15 protein-coding genes and 1 tRNA gene are annotated in these 16655 nt (G+C 63.2%); 12 read left to right on the top strand and 4 right to left on the bottom strand.

What is annotated here, in order from left to right:
* Positions 1-44: 44 nt before the first annotated feature.
* From AT984_RS12525 to AT984_RS12515, 3 genes are read left to right on the top strand one after another with little or no spacing between them, the layout of a single operon-like run.
* Complete coding sequence (locus AT984_RS12525) at positions 45-1208, top strand: ATP phosphoribosyltransferase regulatory subunit (RefSeq protein WP_058720381.1); 1164 nt, start codon at positions 45-47, stop codon at positions 1206-1208.
* A 52-nt stretch (positions 1209-1260) separates the two neighbouring features.
* A complete protein-coding gene (locus tag AT984_RS12520) occupies positions 1261-2604 on the top strand; it encodes an adenylosuccinate synthase (RefSeq protein WP_058722294.1) in 1344 nt (447 codons plus the stop codon).
* Between the two features lie 35 nt (positions 2605-2639).
* A complete protein-coding gene (locus tag AT984_RS12515) occupies positions 2640-3161 on the top strand; it encodes a phosphoribosyltransferase (RefSeq protein WP_058720380.1) in 522 nt (173 codons plus the stop codon).
* A 26-nt stretch (positions 3162-3187) separates the two neighbouring features.
* On the opposite strand, the gene AT984_RS23250 is transcribed toward AT984_RS12515, so the two are convergent.
* Together AT984_RS23250 and AT984_RS12510 are read right to left on the bottom strand one after the other, a co-directional pair.
* On the bottom strand, positions 3188-3376 hold the full coding sequence (locus tag AT984_RS23250; RefSeq protein ID WP_197418062.1) for a hypothetical protein: 189 nt from the start codon (positions 3374-3376) through the stop codon (positions 3188-3190).
* A 22-nt stretch (positions 3377-3398) separates the two neighbouring features.
* Positions 3399-3483: transfer RNA gene (locus AT984_RS12510), tRNA-Leu, on the bottom strand.
* 136 nt (positions 3484-3619) lie between these two features.
* Between AT984_RS12510 and rnr the strand changes: the two genes are divergently transcribed.
* Positions 3620-5926, top strand: coding sequence for a ribonuclease R (gene rnr / locus AT984_RS12505; protein WP_442952144.1), 2307 nt, complete (start codon positions 3620-3622; stop codon positions 5924-5926).
* 123 nt (positions 5927-6049) lie between these two features.
* On the opposite strand, the gene AT984_RS12500 is transcribed toward rnr, so the two are convergent.
* A complete protein-coding gene (locus AT984_RS12500) occupies positions 6050-7570 on the bottom strand; it encodes an NAD(P)H-hydrate dehydratase (protein ID WP_231741412.1) in 1521 nt (506 codons plus the stop codon).
* Positions 7571-7619: 49 nt separating this feature from the next.
* Positions 7620-8927 (bottom strand): FAD-dependent oxidoreductase, encoded by a 1308-nt coding sequence (locus AT984_RS12495; RefSeq protein WP_058720378.1) that lies wholly within the window; start codon positions 8925-8927, stop codon positions 7620-7622.
* A gap of 320 nt (positions 8928-9247) precedes the next feature.
* Here AT984_RS12495 and rpsB point away from each other — a divergent pair, with 320 nt between their 5' ends.
* The 8 genes from rpsB (at position 9248) to rseP (ending at position 16654) form a co-directional block, all read left to right on the top strand.
* Positions 9248-9994: a 30S ribosomal protein S2 gene (gene rpsB, locus AT984_RS12490; protein ID WP_058720377.1), complete on the top strand. Its 747-nt coding sequence runs from the start codon at positions 9248-9250 to the stop codon at positions 9992-9994.
* 125 nt (positions 9995-10119) lie between these two features.
* Positions 10120-11010, top strand: coding sequence for a translation elongation factor Ts (gene tsf, locus AT984_RS12485; protein WP_058720376.1), 891 nt, complete (start codon positions 10120-10122; stop codon positions 11008-11010).
* A 141-nt stretch (positions 11011-11151) separates the two neighbouring features.
* A complete protein-coding gene (pyrH, locus tag AT984_RS12480) occupies positions 11152-11862 on the top strand; it encodes a UMP kinase (protein ID WP_058720375.1) in 711 nt (236 codons plus the stop codon).
* A gap of 44 nt (positions 11863-11906) precedes the next feature.
* Positions 11907-12467, top strand: a complete 561-nt coding sequence (frr, locus tag AT984_RS12475; protein WP_058720374.1) for a ribosome recycling factor — start codon at positions 11907-11909, stop codon at positions 12465-12467.
* A 15-nt stretch (positions 12468-12482) separates the two neighbouring features.
* Complete coding sequence (gene uppS, locus AT984_RS12470) at positions 12483-13214, top strand: polyprenyl diphosphate synthase (RefSeq protein ID WP_058720373.1); 732 nt, start codon at positions 12483-12485, stop codon at positions 13212-13214.
* A gap of 19 nt (positions 13215-13233) precedes the next feature.
* Positions 13234-14094, top strand: coding sequence for a phosphatidate cytidylyltransferase (locus AT984_RS12465; protein ID WP_058720372.1), 861 nt, complete (start codon positions 13234-13236; stop codon positions 14092-14094).
* A complete protein-coding gene (locus AT984_RS12460; protein WP_058720371.1) occupies positions 14091-15290 on the top strand; it encodes a 1-deoxy-D-xylulose-5-phosphate reductoisomerase in 1200 nt (399 codons plus the stop codon). The genes AT984_RS12465 and AT984_RS12460 overlap by 4 nt, the downstream gene beginning before the upstream one ends.
* A complete protein-coding gene (gene rseP / locus AT984_RS12455) occupies positions 15287-16654 on the top strand; it encodes an RIP metalloprotease RseP (protein WP_058720370.1) in 1368 nt (455 codons plus the stop codon). Before AT984_RS12460 ends, rseP begins: the two co-directional genes overlap by 4 nt.
* Position 16655: the final 1 nt, after the last annotated feature.

Below are 16655 nucleotides of genomic sequence, written 5' to 3'. Positions count from 1 at the left end.
TTGGGCCGGTACAATGCCGTTTTTAACCGCTGGCGAAAATTCACATGGCCTCTGCTTGGTTGCTACCCGAGCATCTTGCTGACGTTCTGCCCTCCCAGGCGCGTCGTATCGAAGAGATGCGGCGTGAGTTGCTGGACATGGCGCGCACCTACGGCTGTGAGTTGGTCATGCCGCCGCTGCTGGAGCATCTGGAATCGCTGCTCTCCGGCGCCGGCCATGAGCTCGATCTGAAGACCTTCAAACTGGTCGATCAGTTGTCAGGCCGCTCCTTGGGTCTGCGTGCCGACACCACCCCACAAGTTGCGCGCATCGATGCGCATTTGCTCAACCGAGCCGGCGTGACCCGCTTGTGCTACTGCGGCCCGGTGGTGCACACCCGCCCGGCTGGCCTGCATGCCACGCGTGAGCCGCTGCAGTTCGGCGCTGAAATCTATGGCCATGCCGGCCTGGAAGCCGACTTGGAAGTCCAGGAGATGGCGCTGGAGGTTGTGCGCCGTGCGGGCCTGCAAGGTGCCACCTTGGACTTGGGCGATGCCCGTCTGGTGCGCGGCGTCTTGGGTGATGTGAAGCTCAAGCCAGCCGATTTGCAAAGCCTGGTGACGGCACTCGCCACCAAGGACGCACCGGCTGTGCAAGCCATGTCGGCGCAGTTGCCGGCCACGGTGTTGCAAGGTCTGCAAACCCTGTTGTCTTTGTATGGCGGCGTGGAGGTTTTGGAGCGCGCGCGGGCTAGCTTGCCTGCGCACCCCGAGATCACCGCGGCCCTCAATGACTTGCAATGGCTGGCCAAGCATTTGCAGTTGACGCATCCCGAGATGCGCCTGAGCTTCGATCTGGCCGACCTGACTGGCTATGCCTACTACAGCGGCGTGCGCTTTGCGCTCTATGCCCAAGGTTCCAGTGATGCAGTGCTGCGCGGCGGCCGTTACGACGAGGTGGGCGCGGTGTTCGGTCGCCGCCGTCCAGCGGTGGGCTTCAGCCTGGATTTGAAGACGCTGGTGGCCCTGACGCCCAGCAGCCCCTTGCGTGCCGCCGTGCGGGCGCCCTGGGGTGAAGATGCCGGCCTGCGTGCGGCGGTGCGTCGCCTGCGCGAGGCGGGTGAGACCGTGGTGTGCATGTTGCCTGGCCATGAGCACGAAGGTGACGAATTTGATTGCGACCGCGAATTGGTGCTGGTCGACCAACAGTGGGTGGCACGCGCGCTTTGAAAAGCTGCGCTGCTGACCTGACCTAATTTTTTTGATCATCGGAATGAGCAAGATGAATAGCGAAATCTCCCGCGGCCGCAATGTGGTGGTGGTTGGCACCCAATGGGGTGACGAAGGCAAGGGCAAGGTTGTTGACTGGATGACCGATCACGCCCAAGGCGTGGTGCGCTTCCAGGGCGGCCACAACGCTGGCCACACCTTGGTCATCAAGGGCGTGAAAACGGCCTTGCAACTGATCCCCTCGGGCATCATGCGCGACGGCGTGGCCTGCTATATCGGCAATGGCGTGGTGGTGGATCCCACCCACTTGCTGAGCGAAATTGAGCGCCTGGAAAAAGCCGGTGTGGAAGTGCGTTCGCGCCTCTTCATCAGCGAGTCCTGCCCGCTGATCCTGCCCTTCCATGTGGAAGTGGACAAGGCTCGCGAAGCCCTGCGTGAAAGCAGCGGCAGCGGCAAGATCGGCACCACCGGCAAGGGCATTGGCCCAGCCTACGAAGACAAGGTGGCGCGCCGCGCTCTGCGCGTGCAGGACCTGAAGCACCCCGAGCGCTTCGCCAAGAAGCTGCGTGAGTTGCTGGAGTTGCACAACTTCGCCTTGTCGGGTTATCTGAACTCGACGGCGCTGGAATTCCAGCCCATCTTCGATCAAGCCATGAAGATGGCCGAGCTGATCAAGCCGATGATGGCCGACGTGGGCTACATGATCCACAAGGCCCATCTGGCGGGCGCCAACATCTTGTTCGAAGGCGCGCAAGGCACGCTGCTGGACATTGACCACGGCACCTACCCCTATGTGACCTCGAGCAACTGCGTGGCCGGCAATGCTGCTGCTGGCGCCGGCGTTGGCCCGCAAATGCTGCACTACATGCTGGGCATCACCAAGGCATACACCACCCGCGTGGGTTCGGGCCCGTTCCCGACCGAGCTGGAGTGGGAAAAAGAAGGCACGGTGGGCTATCACCTCGCCACCGTCGGCCAAGAGCGAGGCACGGTCACCGGCCGGGCTCGCCGTTGCGGCTGGTTTGATGCCGCTGCGCTGAAGCGTTCGGTCATCATCAACGGCATCACCGGCTTGTGCATCACCAAGCTCGACGTGCTGGACGGCCTGAGCGAGATCAAGATGTGCGTGGGCTACGAGATGGATGGCCGCCAGTTCGACATCCTGCCCTTGGACGGCGATGAGATCGCGGCGTGCGTGCCGGTCTACGAAACCTTCCCCGGCTGGACCGAAACCACTTTCGGCGTCACTGAGTGGGACAAGCTGCCCGTCAATGCGCGCCGTTACCTCGAGCGCATCAAGGAAGTCATCGGCGCGCCGATAGACATGGTCTCCACCGGCCCCGACCGCGAACACACGATTCTGCTGCGTCACCCCTATGTGGGCGCCGTCGCCTGATTCGCATTCACTAGATTTACAGGAGTTCCCCCATCATGTTGACCGACGACGGCAAGCACTTGTACGTGTCCTGGGATGAGTACCACATGCTCACCGAGCGCTTGGCGCTGAAGATCCATGCCTCCGGCTGGGAGTTTGACCAGATTCTGTGCCTGGCCCGTGGTGGCATGCGCCCCGGCGACGTGCTCTCGCGCGTGTTCGATAAGCCGCTGGGCATCATGTCCACCAGCTCTTACCGCGCCGAAGCCGGCACCATCCAGGGTCGCCTGGACATCGCCAAATACATCACCATGCCCAAGGGCGAGCTGGCCGGCCGCGTGCTGCTGGTGGATGACTTGGCGGATTCGGGCGTCACGCTCAAGGCCGTGGTCGAGCGCCTGCGTGGCATGCCTTCGATCAGCGAGCTGCGCTCGGCGGTGATCTGGACCAAGGGTGTGTCGAGCTACACGCCGGACTATTACGTCGAGATGCTGGATACCAGCCCCTGGATCCATCAACCCTTCGAGGAATACGACGATATGCGCCCGGACGCCCTGGCCAAGAAATTCGTTGTCTGAACTAGAGCGCCACACGCTTTTGATCTTCAGCAATGACAAACAAGCCGACCGCACGCAAGTGCCGTCGGCTTGTTGTTTATTGCGGGGTGATCAAGAAAAATTTGCGCCTGCATCGCTGTTTCGCCTGGCAAAGGCGCGGACACAAAGCAAAATGGCCGCATGTTCGCGGCCATCAAAAACAGTTCCAACAAAAACAAAAACAAAAGCCAACGCATGGGCGTTGGCTTTTGAGAAATTTGGTGCCCAGGAGAGGACTCGAACCTCCACGGAGTTACCCGCTAGTACCTGAAACTAGTGCGTCTACCAATTCCGCCACCTGGGCAAGGTTTAAAACAGCTTCTTTTCAGGAATTGTTTTAACGTTTCAGGAAAGACAAGGATTCTATCATCAAAAACTTTAAGAACGCAAGTCAGTCCCCGCAAGAAGGTGCCAGCCTGCTTAGCGAAGTCGACGGCACCTTGCAAGGTCATCGCGACGGACATGGCTTTTTGATCCCCGACGAGGGCCTGCAGGACATCTATCTGCCGCAGCAGGAGATGCATGCCGTCATGCACGGCGACCGCCTGCGGGTGCGCATCACTCGCTATGACAAGCGTGGCCGGCCCGAAGGCAAGGTGCTGGAGATTCTCGAGCGCAAGAAGAAGCCCATCATCGGCCGCCTGCTGCTGGAATCGGGCATTTGGCTGGTGGCGCCCGAAGACAAGCGCATGGGCCAGGACATCCTGATCCCCAAGAACGGCACGGCCAATGCGACGGCCGGGCAGGTGGTGGCGGTTGAATTGATCGAGCCGCCGTCGCTGTACTCCCAGCCGGTGGGTCGTGTGGTGGAGGTCTTGGGTGAGATCGACGACCCCGGCATGGAGATCGAGATCGCGGTGCGTAAATACGATGTGCCGCACCGCTTCAGCGCCGAAACGTTGGCTCAAGCTGCCAAGCTGCCTGAAAAGCTGCGTGCCATCGACTTGAAGGGTCGCATCGACCTGCGTGACGTGCCCTTGGTGACCATCGACGGTGAAGATGCGCGCGACTTTGACGATGCCGTGTTCTGCGAGCCGCACAAGCAGGGCCGCGGCAAGACCGCCTTCAATGGCTGGCGCTTGCTGGTGGCAATTGCGGATGTGAGCCACTACGTCAAACCGGGTGACCCACTAGATGGTGATGCTTACGAACGCGCCACCTCGGTCTACTTCCCGCGCCGCGTCATTCCGATGCTGCCGGAGAAGTTGTCCAACGGCCTGTGTTCGCTCAACCCGAATGAAGACCGGCTCTCGATGGTCTGCGACATGCTGGTCAGCGAAAGCGGCGAGGTGCAGGCCTATCAGTTCTACCCGGCGGTGATCTGCTCGCATGCCCGCTTCACCTATAACGAGGTGGCGGCGATTCTGGGCAATACCCACGGCCCAGAGGCTGCCAAGCGGCGCGATCTGGTGCCGCATCTGCTGCATCTGCATGAGGTCTATCGCGCCTTGCTGGCCGAGCGTGGCCGCCGCGGTGCGATTGACTTCGACACGACTGAGACGCAAATCGTCTGTGACGATAACGGCCGCATCGAAAAGATCATCCCGCGCACTCGTAACGAAGCACATAAGCTGATCGAAGAGGCGATGCTGGCGGCCAATGTCTGCGCCGCCGACTTCATTGCTGATGCCAAGCACGGTTCGCTCTTCCGCGTTCACGAAGGCCCGACGCCCGAGAAGCGCGTGGCCTTGCAGGCCTATCTGCGCGCCCTGGGCCTTGGCCTGAGCATTGGTGACGATCCCAAGCCCAAGGAGTACCAGGCCATTGCCGCGGCCACCAAGGATCGGGTCGACTCGACCCAGATCCACTCGATGTTGTTGCGCTCCATGCAGCAGGCCATGTACACCTCCGCCAACGCGGGTCACTTCGGCCTGAGCTACGAGGCTTACACGCACTTCACCAGCCCGATTCGGCGTTATCCCGACCTGCTGGTGCACCGGGTCATCAAGTCGATTCTGGCGAACAAGCGCTATCACCTCGATGCCGGCAAGATGAATGTGCCGATGCCGACCAAGCGGCCGGGCCGCGCTCAGCCCATCGATCCTGCCAAGGCCTCCACCGAGATCGAGCGCTGGGAGGTCGTGGGCGCCCATTGCAGCGCCAACGAGCGCCGCGCCGACGAGGCCTCGCGTGATGTCGAGGCCTGGCTCAAGTGCCGCTATATGCGCGAGCATTTGGGCGAAGAGTTCGCCGGTACCGTCAGCGCCGTGGCCAGCTTTGGCCTGTTCGTGCAACTCGATGCGCTGTACGTCGAGGGCATGATTCACATCACCGAGTTGGGCGGTGAGTACTTCAAGTTCGACGAAGTGCGGCAGGAGTTGCGCGGCGAGCGCACCGGCCTGCGCTACGCCACCGGCGCCCGCGTGCAGGTGCAGGTCAGCCGCGTCGATCTGGATGCGCGCAAGATCGATTTCCGCCTGATCAACGACAGCGAAGAGGCAAAGCTGGTGGCGCGTGCTCAGCGTGATAAGGCTGGCGCCGCGGTGCCAACTCGCGGCACCATGAGCGCGGCAGAGGCCTTGGAAGAAGTGCGCCGGCATGACCGCGAGGTCAAGTCATCGGGCAAGCGCGCGGCCAAGCCGGCGCGCCGCAAGTCCGGCCCTTCGCAGGCCATGGCTAGCCCGGCGCATCCGGTTAAGGCGGCGCGCGCTGAGGCTCGCAATGATGGGCGTAGTGGGGCGCGCAAGGGTGCGGCCAAGCCTGCTGCGGCGGCTGCGGCTGAGCCGCGCGCTCGTAAACGGCGCTGAACTTGTTTTGGGGTGCCGCTGTGCACTCCGCGCTGGTGCAAATGATGCTGCCCTTTGCGGGCAGCATTGCTTGGCGTTGGTGGTGGCGGCAGGTGCTGCCGCCAAGTCTTGCCTAACTCAGCCCTAGGCGAAGCTTGAGCGCATCGCATGCATGCGCTCCACCAGCGCCCCTGCGCGCAGCGGTCCCAGGGCCTGACTTTGCCCGGCGAGCCCGTGCCAATGCACGGCGGCTGCCGCCAGGGCCTGGGGGTCTTGCTGCGGCGCCTGCGCCCATAGCCCGGCCAGCCAGCCGGCCAGCACATCGCCGGTGCCGGCGGTGGCCAGAGCGGCGCTGCCACTGGAATTGATGAGTGGCGTCTGCTGTGTCCGCGAGGGCGCCGTGATGACGGTACCCGAGCCCTTCAGCACAACACAACTCTCAAATCGATCGGCAAGCTGTTGGGCGGCATTCAGGCGGTCTGCCTGAATGGATTTGGTGTCACAGCCCAGCAGGCGTGCGGCCTCGAGTGGGTGGGGTGTCAGCAGTGTTGCCTGTTGGCGCGCGGCTCTTTGTTGCAGCTGCGATTGAAGGGTGGGATCGGCGGCGATGGCATTGAGGGCATCCGCGTCCAGCACCAGTCGCTCGGCCTGCGTCAGCACGGTGGGCAGCGTTGCCGCCACTTCTTGGCCACCACCGCAGCCGCACAGCACGGTGCGGCCGGCCCATGCGCTGGGCTCGCCAAGCCGGCTAAGGCTCAGTTGCATCAGCTCAGGGGCTTGGGTATCCAGCTCGTTCAATGGCGCCGTTTCGCGTGTGGGGTACAGCGGGCAGGCGTACACCCTGCCGGCGCCTGCGGCCAATGCCGCTCGTGCTGCCAAGCGCAGGGCGCCGCGCAGGCCCGGGGCGCCGCCAATCGCCAGCACATCGCCTTGGCTGCCTTTGTGCTGCATATGGCTGGCGGGGCGGGCCCAATCGCGCAGGCAGTCGAGGCCGATCAGCCGGGCGTCGGGTTCGTCGGGCGCCACGCCCAGCCCATCGAACCAGATCTCGCCGCAGCAGGCGCGGCCGGCGCCGGTGAACAAGCCGGGCTTCAGGCTCAGCAAGCAAAGCGTGTGCTGGGCCTGCACCACCAGGTCGTCGTGGCAGCTGCCGCTGTCGGGCGCCAGGCCGCTGGGCAGGTCCACCGCCAGCACGGGCGCGCTCAACTGATTGAGCGCTTGAATGGCTGTGGCGATGGCGCCGCTCGGCGCGCGATCGGTGCCCAGGCCCAGCAGCGCATCGATGGCCAGGCCGATGTTGTCGGGTGGGGTCAGGTCTTGCGTGATCGGCACGCCCGCTGCCTGCGCGGCCTGCAGCGCCATTTGTGCGTCGGCGGGTGTGTGCTTGGGGCTTGGGATCAGGCTGACCCGGACGCGCCGGCCATGCGCGTGCAGCAAGCGTGCTGCCACCAAGCCATCGCCACCGTTGTTGCCGGGGCCGCATACGACCCAGAAGCTGCGAGCGGCATCTGGCTGCAGGGCCAGTGCCAGCTTGGCCAGGCCCAGCCCTGCGCGTTCCATCAAGCTGGGGCTGGCTTGCTGGGCCAGGGCGCGCGCCTCCATGGCGCGGGCGCTGGCGGCCATGAACAAGGGCAGGGTGTGTGGCGGCTTACTGAGATGGATCACAGCTGGATTGTGAGCCCTATTCCAACCAGGCCATCGGGCTCACAGACCTCTAAACTGCCAAACGACTCAACTCCAGCCCTGTGGTGGCTGGAATATCGGCGCCGGCTTGATCGCCGCTGATCTGGCTGCTGATGACGCTGGCGGCGCCGCAGGCCAGGGTCCAGCTCAGCATGGCGCTGGGTTCATGGGCGAGATTGAGCCAAACCCCGCTGCGCCCGCTCTGGCCCAGCAGGGGTAGGCCATCGGGCAGATGCACCTGGCTGCCGCGCCACTGCTGTAGTTGACCGGCTTGCATGGCGCCGGGGAACCAGTCGTCCAGCACCTTGTGCATCTGCGTCATCGCTGCTGGGCGGATGCGCGGGCTGGCGTCGAATTCACCGCTCTGGCACAGGCGGATGCGCTGGCCGATGCGGCTGATGCTGATGCCAGTGGCTTGGTCGAGCAGCCCTGCGCGCGGCCCCAGATCCGGGTGGGCTTCCAGCTGCCGCAATGGTGCGGTGAGCGAGCTGCCGTGCAAGGTGGCCAGGGCAAGCTTGATGCCCAGGGGTTGCAGCAACGCGGCCGCACCGGTGCCGGCGCAAACCACGATGGCATCGAAGCTGTCTTGCTGCGGGCCATGTGGCGCAGGATGGGTGTCGGCGGCGTCTTTGCTCTCGGCGTAGCGGGTGCTGGGGCCTGGCTGCTCAGTGGGCGGTGTGTATTCGTGCACCAGTTGCGCGGGTGTGCCGGGACTGATGCTGCGCACGGTGGTGTGGAAACGGAACTGTGTGCCCAAGCGTTGGGCGGCCACTCGTATCTGGTGAGCAAACTGACGGCAATTGCCGACCTCGGCTTGCGCCAGGTGAATGCCGCCATGCAGGGCTTGATCGGGGTTCAGGCCGGGCTCGACGGCGCGGCATTCCTCGGCGCTGAGCAGCTTGGCGCTGAGGCCGAACTGCGCCAGCCGGTCCAGCCCGGGCTGAATCTGTTTGAGCTCGCGCTCAGTGCGCAGCAGTACCAGTTGGCCCTCGGTGCGCTCGAAGTCCAGTTGCAGGCTGCGCCGTAGGGTTTGCAGGCGCTGCAAGCTGAATTGGGCGAGCTTGAATAAGTTTTCGTGCGCGGCTGCCGCGTTCTTGTCTTGGGCCGCGCGGCGACGCTGCCATTGCCAGCCAAAGCTGCGGCCAGCGCCCAGGCTGGGCCAGCCGGGCATGGTCCAGGGCAGGGCGAGTGCGGGCGCAACAATGCCGGCGTTGGCAAAGCTGCCTTCGGCGGCGACGCTGCCGCAGCGATCGAAAACGGTGACCTGGTGGCCGCGTGCGCTGAGTTCAAACGCGGTGGTGACGCCGGCAATGCCGGCGCCGATGATGGCGATGCGCATGCTCAGTGCCCCCGCCCGGTTTTGGCAGGTGCTTGGCCCTGGCTGAGGGCCTGAATGGCGGTGAATCGAAGGGCTCGCAGTCGGCCTTCTCGCATGCGCTGCGGGGCGCTGCTCAGGTCGTTGGGCATAAGTCGTGTATAATCTTTGGGTTTTGCCGGGTGGCTCGAACATGAATGTTCGGTCGCTGATTGGCGAAATTAATCGCAAACCGGCTATTCGAGAGGTGTTGCTGCTGTTCAGTCAAAGCCAAGTGCTTTGTCTCAGAAGTATTGCAGAGCAATTCGAGCCGGATTTTAGACACAACCTTCGGAGTAATAAAAATGTCCGTCACTATGCGCGAGATGCTGGAAGCCGGCGTCCACTTTGGTCACCAAACACGTTTTTGGCATCCCAAGATGGCCCCCTACATCTACGGCCATCGCAACAAGATCCACATCATCAACCTCGAGAAGACGCTGCCTGCGTTCGAAGAGGCGATGAAGTTCGTTCGCAACCTGGCCTCCAAGCGCGGCACCATCATGATGGTTGGCACCAAGCGCCAAGCTCGTGAAGTCATCGCTCTGGAAGCTCAGCGCGCTGGCATGCCTTATGTCGACCAGCGTTGGTTGGGCGGCATGATGACCAACTTCAAGACGGTCAAGGCTTCGCTGAAGAACCTGAAGGACATGCAAGCTCAGGTCGAAGCTGGTACCCAGCCTGCGATCAAGAAAGAAGCGTTGATGTTCCAGCGTGACTTGGCTAAGCTGGAAAAAGACATCGGCGGCATCCAGGATATGGCCGGCTTGCCCGACGCCATCTTCGTGATCGACGTGGGCTTCCACAAGATCGCCGTTGCCGAAGCCAAGAAGCTGGGCATCCCCGTCATCGGCGTGGTTGACACCAACCACTCGCCCGAAGGCATCGACTACGTCATTCCTGGTAACGATGACTCGGCCAAGGCCGTGGCTCTGTACGCCCGCGCCGTCGCTGACGCCGTGCTGGAAGGCCGTGCCAATGCTGGTAACGAAGTCGTGCACGCTCAAGCCCCCGCTGGCGACGAGTTCGTGGAAGTGAGCGAAGGCGCTTAATCGCGTCTTTGGCTCCTAACGCCACGACCAAAAGGGGCTGATTCAGCCCCTTTTTTTCAGAAAAATTGGATGTCAACGAGCTGTCGCTGAACAAGCGCGAGGGCTCATGAAACCGGAGAATCAAAATGGCTGTTATTACCGCAAGCATGGTTGCTGAGCTGCGCGCTCGTACCGACGCTCCGATGATGGAGTGCAAGAAGGCCCTGACCGAAGCCGAAGGCGATCTGGTCCGTGCTGAAGAAATCCTGCGCGTCAAGCTGGGTAACAAGGCTGGCAAGGCCGCTTCGCGCGTGACCGCCGAAGGCGTGGTTGCTGCTGCTGTTGTGGGCACCACCGGCGCCTTGCTGGAAGTGAACTGCGAAACCGACTTCGTCACCAAGAACGATGCGTTCCTGGCCTTCGCCAACGCCTGCGCTTCGCTGGCTGCTGAGCATGGCGTGGCCGATGTGGCTGCCCTGGCTGCTTTGCCGCTGTCGCAAGAAGGTTTCGGCCCGACGGTGGAAGATGTGCGCCGTGGTCTGGTCGGCAAGATCGGCGAAAACATGTCGCTGCGCCGCATCAAGCTGTACAGCGCTGGCGGCAAGGTGGTTTCCTACCTGCACGGCACACGCATCGGCGTGATGGTTGAGTTCGACGGTGACGAAGTCGCCGCCAAGGACGTCGCCATGCACGTTGCCGCCATGAAGCCGGCCGCTCTGTCGTCGGCCGAAGTGTCGGCCGAGTTGGTCGAGAAAGAGCGCAAGATCGCTGCCGAGAAGGCTGCTGAGTCTGGCAAGCCTGCCGACATCGTCGCCAAGATGGTTGAAGGCTCGGTGCAAAAGTTCCTGAAGGAAGTTTCGCTGCTGAACCAAAGCTTCGTGAAGAACGACAAGCAGACCGTCGAGCAGATGCTGAAGGAAAAAGCCACCACGGTGAAGAGCTTCACGCTGTTCGTTGTGGGCGAAGGCATTGAGAAGAAGGTGGACGACTTCGCCGCCGAAGTGGCCGCGCAAGTGGCTGCCGCCAAGGGGGCTTAAGCCTCCCCAGTGTAAAGGGCGCCTCTGGCGCCCTTTACACTTGTGCCCGCGCTGACGCGTGGCCCATCCCACAAGGAGGGTGTCATCCGGCGCGGCACGCCAAGAATATTTTTAGCAACACGCAGCACATAGAGGTCACACATGCCCGCGCTCAAACGAATTCTGCTCAAACTCTCCGGCGAAGCTTTGATGGGCGATGACGCCTTCGGCATCAACCGCGCCACCATCGTGCGCATGGTGCAAGAGATCCGCGAGGTCACGGAATTGGGCGTGGAGGTGGCGGTTGTCATCGGTGGCGGCAATATCTTCCGCGGTGTGGCGGGAGGCTCGGTGGGCATGGACCGCGCGACGGCCGACTACATGGGCATGTTGGCCACGGTGATGAATTCGCTCGCCCTGGCTGACACCATGCGCCAAGAGGGCATCACCGCACGTGTGATGTCGGCCATCGGCATCGAGCAGGTGGTTGAGCCCTATGTGCGCCCCAAGGCTTTGCAGTATCTGGAAGAGGGCAAGGTCGTGGTGTTTGCTGCCGGCACCGGCAATCCCTTCTTCACGACCGACACGGCCGCTGCTCTGCGCGGCGCGGAAATGGGCGTGGAGATTGTGCTTAAGGCCACCAAGGTCGACGGCGTTTACACTGCCGACCCGAAAAAGGACCCGACCGCAACCCGCTACGCACGCATCAGCTTCGATGAAGCGATCACCAAGAATCTGCAAGTTCTGGATGCCACCGCCTTCGCGTTGTGCCGCGACCAGAAGCTGCCGATCCGTGTGTTCAGCATCTTGAAGCCAGGTTCGCTCAAGCGGGTGGTGATGGGTGAAGACGAAGGCACGCTGGTGCACGTTTAAGTACTTGCCGGCGTTAGAACTGATCAGACATTCAGAGAAGCATCATGAGCATTGCAGACATCAAGCAGAACGCTGAATTGAAGATGGCCAAGTCCATCGAAGCTTACAAGAACGAGTTGGTGAAGATTCGCGTGGGCCGCGCCCACCCCGGCATCCTGGACCAAGTCAGTGTCGATTACTACGGCTCCATGGTGCCGATCAGCCAGGTGGCCAACGTGTCATTGCTGGATGCGCGCACCATCAGCGTCCAGCCCTGGGAAAAGGGCATGGGCGCCAAGATCGAGAAGGCGATTCGCGAGTCCGATCTGGGCCTGAACCCATCGTCGCAAGGCGATTTGATCCGCGTGCCGGTGCCTCCGCTCAACGAAGAGCGCCGCCGTGAGCTGACCAAGGTCGTGCGCAATGCCGGTGAAGACGCCAAGGTGGCCGTGCGCAATCTGCGCCGCGACGCCAATGAGCAAGCCAAGAAGCTGACCAAAGACAAGCTGATCAGCGAAGACGACGAGCGTCGTAGCCTGGACGATGCGCAAAAGCTCACCGACCGCACGATCGCCGAAATCGACCGCCTGATCGCGGCCAAAGAAGCCGAAATTCTGGCTGTCTGAGCGGACCCGCTGCGCGTGAGTTCCGAACAGACCCTCGTGCCCCGCCACATTGCCGTCGTCATGGACGGCAATGGGCGCTGGGCCAAAAAGCGCTTCCTGCCCCGATTCTTCGGCCACAAACAGGGCGTTGATGCCCTGGTCAAAGTGGTGCAGGCCTGCATCGACCGCGAGGTCGAGTACCTCACCGTCTTTGCCTTCTCGAGCGAGAATTGGAAGCGCCCCTCCGACGAAGTTTCCGGCCTGATGGGCTTGGTGCTGGCGGCGGTGTCGCGCTATCTGGCGCGCATGGGGGCGATGGGCGTGCGCATTCGCATTGTGGGTGACCGCGATGCAGTTTCACCTAAGCTGCGCAATGCCTGGAATGAGGCTGAATCTGCCACTGCGCACAACACCAAGCTGACGCTGTCGGTGGCCTTCAACTACGGCGGCCGTTGGGATGTGGTGCAGGCTTGCAAGGGCGCCATGCAAGCCGGCGTGCCACCCGAGGAGCTGACCGAGGCCAAGCTGAGCGAATTCATGGCGATGAGCTATGCGCCGGACCCGGATCTCTTCATCCGCACCGGCGGGGAAGTGCGCATCAGCAATTTCTTGCTGTGGCAGGTGGCTTATACCGAGTTTGTCTTCTCCGACTGCCTCTGGCCCGAGTTCGGCGAGGCGCAGCTGGATGCGGCCATCGAAGCCTTCCGCGAGCGCGATCGGCGCTTCGGTGGCGTCAAGCCTGAGCCTGCCGTCAGCGCATCTGTCTGAACTTTACTCAAAGGCCTCAATGCTGAAGCAACGCATCATCACGGCCCTCGTGCTGTTGGCCGTTTTGTTGCCTGCCGTGTTTGCGGCATCCAGCTGGCCTTTTGCTGTTCTGACCCTGATCCTCATCGCCGCTGCGGGCTGGGAATGGGCCCGCTTGAATGCCCGCGCCGGTGAGTCGCGGCTGCTACCGTTGGCTTTCGGCGGCGCGGTGGCTGCGGCCTGTGCCGCCACCCTGGCTGGCTTGGGGCTGGAGCCGCCACCGATCTGGTGCTGGTGGCTGGCCAGTTCGATCTGGGTCATGGGCGGCGCATTCGCCTTGCGTGGCGGGCCTACGGCTTGGCCCCATGCCTCACATGCCCTGCGCCTGGTCCTGGGCGCCCTGGCGCTGTGGGCGGCCTGGATGGCCATGGTGCAGGCCAAGGCCATCGGCATCAATTTCCTCTTGTCTGTTTTCTGCCTGGTGTGGATGGCCGATGTGGCCGCCTATTTCGGTGGCCGCAGCTTTGGCCGCCGCAAACTGGCGCCCTCGATCAGCCCCGGCAAGAGCTGGGAAGGCGTATGGTCCGGCATGATCGGCGTCTTGATCCTGGCCTTTGTGTGGGTGCACGTCATCGAGGTGCAGTTCACCGTGGACTCACCCAGCCTCTACCAATTGCTGGCCCGTCAGGGCTGGGTCGTCAGCTTGCTGAGCTTGCTGGTGCTCAGTGCCGTGAGCGTGGTGGGTGATTTGTTTGAATCCCTGATCAAGCGCGCCGTGGGCGCCAAGGACAGCAGCCGTCTGCTGCCCGGCCATGGTGGCGTGCTTGATCGTGTGGACGCCTTGCTGCCGGTGTTTCCGCTGGCCATGGCACTGAGTAGTTTGAGCTTGATCATCACATGAACCCAATCTCCCGAATCCAGCGCATCTGTGTGCTGGGCTCCACCGGCTCCATCGGCGTCAACACCCTGGACGTGTTGGCGCGTCACCCCGAGCGTTATGAAGTGTTTGCGCTGTCGGCCATGAGCCGGGTCGAGGACCTGCTGGCGCAATGCCTGCGCTGGCAGCCGCGCTTTGCCGTCATGCCCGAGCGAGTGCCCGCCGCGCGTTTGCGCGAACTGCTGCGCGAGCAAGGCAGTGCCACCGAGGTGCTGGACGGCGCCGACAGCCTGGCCCAAATCGCTGCGCACCCGGATGTGGACATGGTGATGGGCGCCATCGTCGGCGCCGCCGGCCTGGCCCCTTGCTTGGCGGCTGCGCGTGCAGGCAAGCGCCTGCTCTTGGCCAATAAGGAGGCCATCGTCGTCGGTGGGGCCTTGTTCATGCAGGCGGTGGCGGAAGGTGGTGCCACCTTGCTGCCGATCGACAGCGAGCATTCAGCCATCTTCCAATGCCTGCCCGAGGACCGCTCCACCTGGGCGCAGCGCATTGATCACATTGTGTTGACGGCGTCCGGCGGCCCCTTCCGGCAACGCGACCCGGCCACGCTGGCCGAGATCACGCCCGAGCAAGCCTGTGCCCACCCGAACTGGGTGATGGGCCGCAAGATTTCGGTCGACTCCGCCACCATGATGAACAAGGCGCTCGAAGTGATCGAGGCGCGTTGGCTTTTCAATCTGGCGCCCGAGCAGATCCGCGTCATCATCCATCCGCAAAGCATCGTGCATTCGATGGTGGTGTGCCGCGATATGTCGGTGCTGGCCCAGATGGGCACGCCGGATATGCGCGTGCCCATCGCCTACGGCCTGTCATTCCCAGAGCGCATCGAGGCCGGCGCGAGCCGCCTGGAACTCGACAAGCTCAGCGCGCTGAGCTTCGAGGAGGCCGATGAAAAGCGCTTCCCGGGCTTGTTCCTGTCTTGGCGCGCGCTGCGCGGGGCCGAGGGCTCGACGGCGGTGCTGAATGCCGCCAACGAGGAGGCGGTTGAGGCCTTCTTGAACAAGCGCCTGCGCTTTGACCAGATTCACCGCGTCAATGTGCAATGCCTGGACGAATTGCTGCCCGAGGCGGGTGAGTCGACCAGCGTTGAAGGTTTGCTGGGCCTGGATGCGCGTGCGCGCCGCCATGCGCAAGGTTTGATCGCCGGGCTGTCTGCATGAGTACCTTGTTGGCCTTTCTGGTCACGCTGGCGATTCTGATCGTCGTGCATGAGTACGGTCACTACCGCGTGGCCAAGGCCTGCGGGGTGAAGGTCTTGCGCTTCTCGGTGGGCTTTGGCCGCGTCATCTGGCGCCGCCAGGCCACGCCCGATGCGACCGAGTTCACGCTGTGCGCCATCCCGCTTGGCGGCTATGTGCGCATGCTGGACGAGCGCGAAGCGCCGGTCGATGCCGGTTTGCGCGCGCAGGCCTTCAATAACAAACCTCTGCGCCAACGCGTGGCGATTGTTGCCGCCGGCCCGCTGGCCAATCTGCTGCTGGCGATTGCCTTGTTTGGTGCGGCCAACTGGGTCGGCATGGATGTGCCTAAGGCCGTGCTGGGCACGCCGGTGGCGGGTTCGCTGGCCGAGCGTGCGGGCGTGCGGGCAGGGGACTGGGTGCAGTCGGTGTCCACGGATGGGCAGGACTGGCGCGACATCAGCTCCTTGCTGGACCTGCACGAGCAAGTCGCCACCGCCGTGGCCCATGGCCAGAAGCTGCATTTGAGTGTCAGCCCGGGCCAAGGCCATGGCCGGCGTGAGTTGCTGCTGGACACCGAATCCTTGGCTGGCGCCGAGATGGACGCCGCTTTGGCCGCCAAGCTGGGCTTGGGCGGGCCCTTCAGCGAAGCGGTCTTGGGTCGCATCAGCCCTGGCGGCGCGGCCGCACAAGCGGGCTTGCGCGAGGGCGATCGGGTCTTGGCTGTGGACAGCTTGCAGGTGGCCGATGCCGCCAGCCTGCGGGCGCTGATTCGCGCCGCTTCGGCCGATGGCCAGCCGCATGTTCAGGCTTGGCGTGTAGAGCGCGCCGGCCAGTTCATCGAGATTGAAGTGACGCCGAAAGTGGTGGTCGAGGGCGAGCGCAAGATCGGCCGCATCGAAGCCATGGTGGGTGCTGCGCCGCAAATGGTGCATTTGCGTTACGGCTTTTTCGACGGTCTGGCGCGCGGCGCCGTGCGCACCTGGGAAGTGTCCTGGTCCACCCTGAAGGTGTTCGGCCGCATGCTGATTGGGCAGGCGTCTCTGAAGAATCTCAGCGGCCCGCTGACCATTGCTGAGTACGCTGGACAGTCGGCCAAACTGGGCTTGACGCAGTACCTTGGCTTCCTCGCGCTGGTGAGTGTGAGCCTCGGCGTCTTGAACCTCTTGCCGTTGCCCATGCTCGATGGTGGACACCTGATGTATTATCTTTTCGAGGGTTTGAGCGGCCGCCCCGTCTCGGAGTGGTGGCAAACGCAACTGCAGCGCGCAGGTGCGTTGATCCTGATGCTGATGATGGCTTTAGCCCTTTCCAACGACGTGGCCCGGTTTGCGGGCCTGCATTGAT

It is taken from the genome of Paucibacter sp. KCTC 42545 (genome assembly GCF_001477625.1).
Taxonomy (GTDB): domain Bacteria; phylum Pseudomonadota; class Gammaproteobacteria; order Burkholderiales; family Burkholderiaceae_C; genus Paucibacter_A.
This window is presented reverse-complemented; position numbering and strand designations above follow the sequence as displayed.